At 67.9% G+C, this 6093-nt stretch carries 8 protein-coding genes; 4 read left to right on the forward strand and 4 right to left on the reverse strand.

Annotation, left to right across the window (positions count from 1 at the left end; translation table 11 throughout):
- The first annotated feature begins 35 nt into the window (after window positions 1-35).
- The 3 genes from AC1DTF_RS25680 (at window position 36) to AC1DTF_RS25690 (ending at window position 2839) form a co-directional block, all read left to right on the forward strand.
- The gene (locus AC1DTF_RS25680; protein ID WP_477476122.1) at window positions 36-626 is read left to right on the forward strand and encodes a TetR/AcrR family transcriptional regulator; all 591 of its coding nucleotides are present in this window, start codon (window positions 36-38) and stop codon (window positions 624-626) included.
- A complete protein-coding gene (locus tag AC1DTF_RS25685; RefSeq protein ID WP_477476123.1) occupies window positions 623-1831 on the forward strand; it encodes a cytochrome P450 in 1209 nt (402 codons plus the stop codon). The genes AC1DTF_RS25680 and AC1DTF_RS25685 overlap by 4 nt, the downstream gene beginning before the upstream one ends.
- A 162-nt stretch (window positions 1832-1993) precedes the next feature.
- Window positions 1994-2839 carry an NAD(P)-dependent oxidoreductase gene (locus AC1DTF_RS25690; protein WP_477476124.1) on the forward strand — a complete coding sequence of 282 codons (846 nt, stop codon included), beginning with the start codon at window positions 1994-1996 and terminating at the stop codon, window positions 2837-2839.
- Between the two features lie 22 nt (window positions 2840-2861).
- On the opposite strand, the gene AC1DTF_RS25695 is transcribed toward AC1DTF_RS25690, so the two are convergent.
- The 3 genes from AC1DTF_RS25695 to AC1DTF_RS25705 are packed head-to-tail and all read right to left on the reverse strand — an operon-like array spanning window position 2862 to window position 4870.
- Window positions 2862-3218, reverse strand: coding sequence for a cupin domain-containing protein (locus tag AC1DTF_RS25695; protein WP_477476125.1), 357 nt, complete (start codon window positions 3216-3218; stop codon window positions 2862-2864).
- Between the two features lie 27 nt (window positions 3219-3245).
- Complete coding sequence (locus AC1DTF_RS25700) at window positions 3246-3665, reverse strand: EVE domain-containing protein (RefSeq protein ID WP_235570977.1); 420 nt, start codon at window positions 3663-3665, stop codon at window positions 3246-3248.
- Between the two features lie 8 nt (window positions 3666-3673).
- On the reverse strand, window positions 3674-4870 hold the full coding sequence (locus AC1DTF_RS25705) for an NAD(P)/FAD-dependent oxidoreductase (protein WP_477476126.1): 1197 nt from the start codon (window positions 4868-4870) through the stop codon (window positions 3674-3676).
- Between the two features lie 57 nt (window positions 4871-4927).
- Here AC1DTF_RS25705 and AC1DTF_RS25710 point away from each other — a divergent pair, with 57 nt between their 5' ends.
- The gene (locus AC1DTF_RS25710) at window positions 4928-5623 is read left to right on the forward strand and encodes a fumarylacetoacetate hydrolase family protein (RefSeq protein ID WP_477476127.1); all 696 of its coding nucleotides are present in this window, start codon (window positions 4928-4930) and stop codon (window positions 5621-5623) included.
- 22 nt (window positions 5624-5645) lie between these two features.
- Here the strand turns inward: AC1DTF_RS25710 and AC1DTF_RS25715 are convergent.
- Window positions 5646-6093: HNH endonuclease signature motif containing protein (locus AC1DTF_RS25715; RefSeq protein WP_477476128.1), on the reverse strand; the 448-nt coding region annotated here is incomplete at its 5' end.

Raw genomic sequence — 6093 nt, forward strand, 5'->3', positions numbered from 1 at the left:
TTGAATTCCGGAACTAACTAGTTCAGGATTCAGGTGTGACGACGACCACACCGATCAGTGCGCCCCGCCGGGGCCGGCCCCGCGACGAGCGTCTGGACGCGGCGATTGTGGCGGCAGCCGTTGCCGAGGTCGGCGCCAAGGGGTGGGCTGGCGCGACCATCGAGGGCATCGCCGCCCGCGCAGGCGTCGGCCGCGCCTCGATCTACCGGCGCTGGGGCAGCAAGTACGAGCTGTTCCAGTACGCCGCGGTATCGATCACCCAGCCGTCCGACGCGGTGGACACCGGTTCGTTCGCCGACGATCTGTTCGCCGCACTGCTGCCCATCGCGGAGATGCTGACCCAGCCCGAGCTCGCCGCACTGCTGCCCTCGCTGCTCGCCGAGGCCACCAATGACGAGGCAGTGCGCTCCACGGTGCGCACCTTCGCGGGGCGCTGCCGCCAGCAGGCGATCGACGCCGTCGAGCGGGCCCGCGAGCGCGGCGACGTCCCGGCATCGACGGACGCCGACGCCCTGGTGGACATGCTCGCCGGCGGTCTCGTCTACCGCCGGCTGCTACTCGGCGAGGCGGCCGACGCGACGGCCGTGCGCGCACTCATCCGGCAAGCACTAGGGGAGCAGACATGACACACGTCCTGGACGTCGATCTCACCGATCCGGCGCTCTACACGAACGGCTTCCCGCACGAGGTCTTCACCGAATTGCGCAGTCGCGGTGCGATACACCGGCATCTGGCCGTCGAGGGCCGCCCGGCGATCCCGCCGATTCCGTTCTGGTCCATCGTCACCCACCCGGAGATCCAGCAGGCCAACCGCGACTGGAAGACCTTCGCGGCGACCGGCGGGCCGATGATGGAGCCCAACCCGCTGCTGTCGGCCGGACGGACCTTGGTCTCGATGGATCCGCCCGATCAGGCGGAGATGCGCCGGATCATCACCTCGGAATTCACGCCGCGCATGATCGGCAGGCTCGAGCAGCTCATCGCCGCCCGGACCGCGCAGATCCTGGCGGCGGCGACGGGGGAGGTCTGCGATTTCGTCGCCGATATCGCCTATCAGGTGCCCATGCACCTGATCGCCGACATCGTCGGTATCCCCGAGTCGGATCGGCCGTGGGTGTTCGAGCGGGTCGACCATCTGCTCAAGTCCGGTGATCCCTACCGCGGCTACACCGAGGACGACCGCCTGGGGTTTCAGGTCGAACTGTTCGAGTATGCGCAGCGGCTCACCACGGACAAGCGAGCGCACCCAACCGATGACGTCTGGACCAAGCTCGCCGGTCAACTCGACGGGTTCGAGCTGGAGATGTTCTTTCTCATACTGGCCATCGCCGGCAGCGAAACCACCCGAAACGCGTTGACCCAAGGCCTGATTGCGCTGCTGGACAACCCGGATCAATGGACCGAGCTGCGAACCAATCCGGATGTCGCGCTGACCGCCGCCGACGAGGCCATCCGCTGGGCCAGCCCGGTGCTGTTCTTCGGACGCACCGCCACCTGCGATGTGACCGTCGGCGGACAGGACGTGAAAGCCGGTGACCGCGTCCTGTTCTGGTATCCGTCGGGCAACCGCGACGAATCCGTCTTCGCCGATCCGTTCCGGTTCGACATCCACCGCTCACCCAACCCGCACCTGTCCTTCGGCGGGGGCGGTGTGCACTACTGCCTCGGTGCGAACCTGGCGCGCAAGGAGGTCCAGGTGGTGCTCGGTGCCATCGCCGCGGGCTACGACATCGAGCTCGCCGGGCCTGCCGTGTGGGCGGGAGGCGGACCCGTGCACAACGTCGGTATCGGGATCGATTCGCTACCGGTGCGGGTGACCGCGCGCGGCTGAACCGCAGGTCGCCGGGTGCCGGCACGGTGTGGCCGCTCATGGCTACCCGGCTAGCCGGAATCCGTGAACGGACGCCAGCCATGGCGACTCGGCGATCGTGGCCGACGATGCTTACGGTCACGACGGTCGAATCGTGCGACCTTCTATTCAGCGAGGAGCATCATGACGACCATCGGCTTTGTCGGTCTCGGCGATATGGGCTCGAAAATGGTGCCGCACCTGGTGAAGTCCGGTCATCGCGTGATCGTCTACGACGTGATCGGAAGCAGGTTGGAGGCAATGGTCGAAGYGGGAGCCGAACCGGCGGACAGCCCGGCGGGCGCGGCCCGCGACGCCGCGGTGGTGATCAGCGCCGTCATGTCGGGGGACATCCAGGCGGCGCATCTGGAGCCGTCGGGCATACTCGCCGGGCTTCGGCCCGGCAGTCTGCTGGCGGTGCTGTCGACGACGACTCCGCAACTGCTGCAGTCGATTGCCGCGTCGATGCCGGAAGGCACGCATCTGGTCGATGCACCGCTGGTGGGCGGGGTCCGCTACGCCACGGACGCCGCGTTGACCATCCTGTTGGCGGGGTCCGATGCCGCCGTGGCCATCGCCGAACCGGTCTTGAGCACATTCGGTGAGGTCGTCCGCGTCGGCCCGCTCGGCGCCGGGGTGGCGCAGAAGCTGATCACCAACGTCGTTGTCATGGCAGCCGAAGCCGGCCTGCGCGAGGCCCTCGACCTGGCCGATATTCTGGGCCAACCCTACGAGACCACGCTGGAACTCCTGGCCCGCGGACCGATGGCGGCGGTCACCCACCGCGCGTTGGACCGCGACAACCCGCGGGCGATCCGCGACTCGGCCGTGGACTTCGACGTGCTGATAGACGCCGCTGGCGAAGACCAACTGCCGATCAGTGCGGCGGGCCGCGCAAGGCTTTGGGCGGCAACGAAATCGGGACCGCCGGCTCCGGTGTTCTTCGATCTCACCACCCACACCACGGCGCTGCCGCAGTTCCGCAGCTGACGTACGGGCGCAGTCGAAGGGCTCAGTCCGGCACGAACTGGGTGTCGGCGCCGGTCTTGAACACCACGTACGCGCGTTTCCACGGCGCGTCGTCGACCAGCCGCCATCTGTGCCCGGTTCCGGTGTGGTCGACGGCAAGCAGAACGTCGCCCGGCCGGATGGTGAAGGTCTCGCCACCGACCGTGGAGAACTCCAACACCCCGGACAGTGTGATGACGTACTGAGGAATCGGATCGTTGTGCCAGTCGAACGACGAATGCGCCGGGGTCTCCTTGAATTCGATCGATTCCGCGTCCACCAACGCCCCGGCAGCGATGCTGCCGCGCTCGACGTGCGAGTTGCCGTCGGTACCGGTGTACAGGCGATAGGCACGGATCATGGCGGTGTCCTTTGTTCGATGCCGGCATCAGGGTAGCGGCAGCAGCGGCTCGATCAGCGCCCATTCGGCGGCGCTGACCCAGGAGGGGTTGGACTGCTGGGGTGCGCGAAAGACTTCCATCGCGCGCAGTCCCGGTACCGCGCCCAGTTCGGCGGCCGTGACCGGTTCGGCGAACAGCGGGATACGAACCGGAACGTGCAACGCCTCGTCGTCGGTCGTCACAGCGCCATCGATCCGGCCTGCGCCCCAGATTCCTCGTCGCGGATGTGCCGATACCCAGAACAGCACCCGCTGGCCTGGTCGGATGAGCCGCGAGCGGTAGTTGTCGGCAACGCACCAGGAGGCTTTCGCCTGCCCGGCCGCTCGCATGGGTTCCACGGCGGTTTTGCGCGGGTTGCATTTGATCACCCACGCACCGAGTTCCTCGGCGGTCACATTGCGCGCCACCCAGGCTCCTACAGCCGACCCTTGAGAATGAAGTTCCAGTAGATCTGCGGCAGACCGTACCGATCGAAGGCCCAGGCGCTGCGGCGCGGCTTGAACGGGTCGAGAAAGGACGGCAGCGACGCCGCCGAGTCGCCGCTGCGATCGAACTCGGCAGCGATCAGTGTGTGGGCGTCGGTGGCGATCGGCGCCACGGTGTATCCGTCGTACGTCGCGGTCGCCGAGTCGCCTCGGCGCGCCGCGATGAGATTGTCGACGAGCACCGCGATCTGGCGTCGCAGCGCGCCGCCGGAGGGATCGGTGTCCACCGCCGCGGCATCCCCGGCCGCCCAGACATTGTCATGGGCGCGGTGGCGCAGCGTAAGGGGATCGATGTCGATCAGACCGTGAGACGTGTTGCCCGCCAGGCCCGAATCGGTCAGCCATCGGGGTCCACGGAAGGGCGGTACCAGGTGCAGCATGTCGTAGGGCAGCGTGCGGTCCTCGCCGATGCCGATGGTGTGCTGCTCGGGCTGTAGCTGGTTGACCGCTGTACCGAGCAGGGTGTCCACATCCAGCTCGCGAAGCCGTTGACGGAGTTTGTCGTCGACGGCGGGGACACCGGTCAGGCCGGGGCGATCGACGACCAGGGTGATGTGTACGCGGCGGCGGGCACGGGCCCAGTGCGCGGCGGCGAGAAACAGCGGTTTGAGCGTGGTGCCGGTGCAGCTCACCGGTGGGCGCGGCACCGTGAAGAGGGCGCGACCGTCATCGGGAAGTGTCTTGATGAGTTGCCAGGTTTTCTCGGCCCGGTCTAGGTAGTTGCTCGTGACGTTCTGGGCCTTGATCGCGGAGAAGACGCCGGGCAGTGCGTCCTCGTCGACCTCAAGGCCGGGCACCAGGATCAGATCGCGGTAGCGCAGTGTTGCCCCGCCGGCGGTCATGACGGTCTGCCCGGTGGGATCGACCGCGGTCGCGGTGTCCTGCACCCAGGTACAGCCCGACGGCGTGACGGACCGTTGGGTGCGTTCGGCGGCGCGCTGCTCGGCTTGCCCCGCACCGACATAGGACAGCAGCGGACGGTAGGTGTGCACCGCCTGAGGTTCCACGACGGCGACATCGGTGACGCCGCGGCGACGCAGACGTGCCGCCGCACTGATACCGGCGTTACCGCCGCCGACGATCACGACATCGAAAGAGGAGGCACTGCCGGACGCGGCGTTGGTCATGGTCGCTGGCTACCCAGAGAGCAGGCGTCGCAACCCGCCGCCGCTAGGCTGGACGCGATGTTTGCGATCAGCACCACGACACTGGCCGTCGCCGGCTCCGCGGAGCGCTTCCCCGTCCGCCGGGTCTACTGCGTCGGGCGCAACTACGCCGACCATGCCCGGGAGATGGGCGCCGACCCGGACCGGGAACCGCCGTTCTATTTCACCAAGCCCGCCGACGCTGTCTTCACCGACTCCGAAGGCTACCGCGACGGTCCGCCACATCAGTTGCCGTACCCACCCCAGACGCAGAACCTGCATCACGAGATCGAACTCGTGGTGGCCCTGGCCGCCGGCGGCGCGGACATCGATGCTGCCACTGCGCTAGAACGCGTTTGGGGATATGGCGTCGGTGTCGATCTCACCCGTCGCGATCTGCAGGACGCGGCCAAACAGGCCCGCCGTCCGTGGGATCTTTCGAAGGGCTTCGACGCGTCGGGCCCGGTGTCGGAGCTGCTGCCTGCCGCGTCGGTGGACCCCACCCGCGGACGGATCTGGCTGAGCGTCGATGACGACCTACGCCAGGAGGGTGATCTCGCCGACCAGATCTGGCCGGTCGCCGATGTCATTGCCCACCTGTCGAAATCGGTCACCCTGCGTCCCGGTGACCTCATCATGACCGGCACCCCGGCCGGGGTCGGGGCGATCGCCCGCGGGCAGCACGTGCGGGGTGGCATTGACGGTGTCGGTGACATCTCGTTCGTGGTGAATTGAGCCCCGACGCCGCGCCGTCAAGCTAGTTGTTCGACAGCGGCGGTGGTTCGTACGGTGTGTACCACCACCATTGCGCGCGTTCCCCGGTCGGGCCTGTGCACGGTGGCACATCCGGTGGCGGCTTGGTGGGTGGTCGGGCCAGCGATCCGTTGGTGAGTGGCTCGCCGTCACTGTCGGTGACGGTGAGTTGTTCGGCGGGTCCGGTGAGGGTGATGCCGCCTTTGTGGTGCATGCGGTGGTGGAACGGGCAGAGCAGGACCAGGTTGGACAGCTCGGTCGGGCCGCCGTTCTCCCAGTGCACCAGGTGATGGGCGTGCAGGCCTTGGGTGGCGCCGCAGCCCGGGACGACGCAGGTGTGGTCGCGGTGCTCCAGGGCGCGGCGTAGCCGGCGGCTGATCGTTCTGGTCGCCCGGCCCACCCCGATGGGTCGGCCGTGGCGTTCGAACCACACCTCACACGTCGCGTCACAG

Source organism: Mycobacterium sp. P4_H6 (assembly GCF_056400845.1).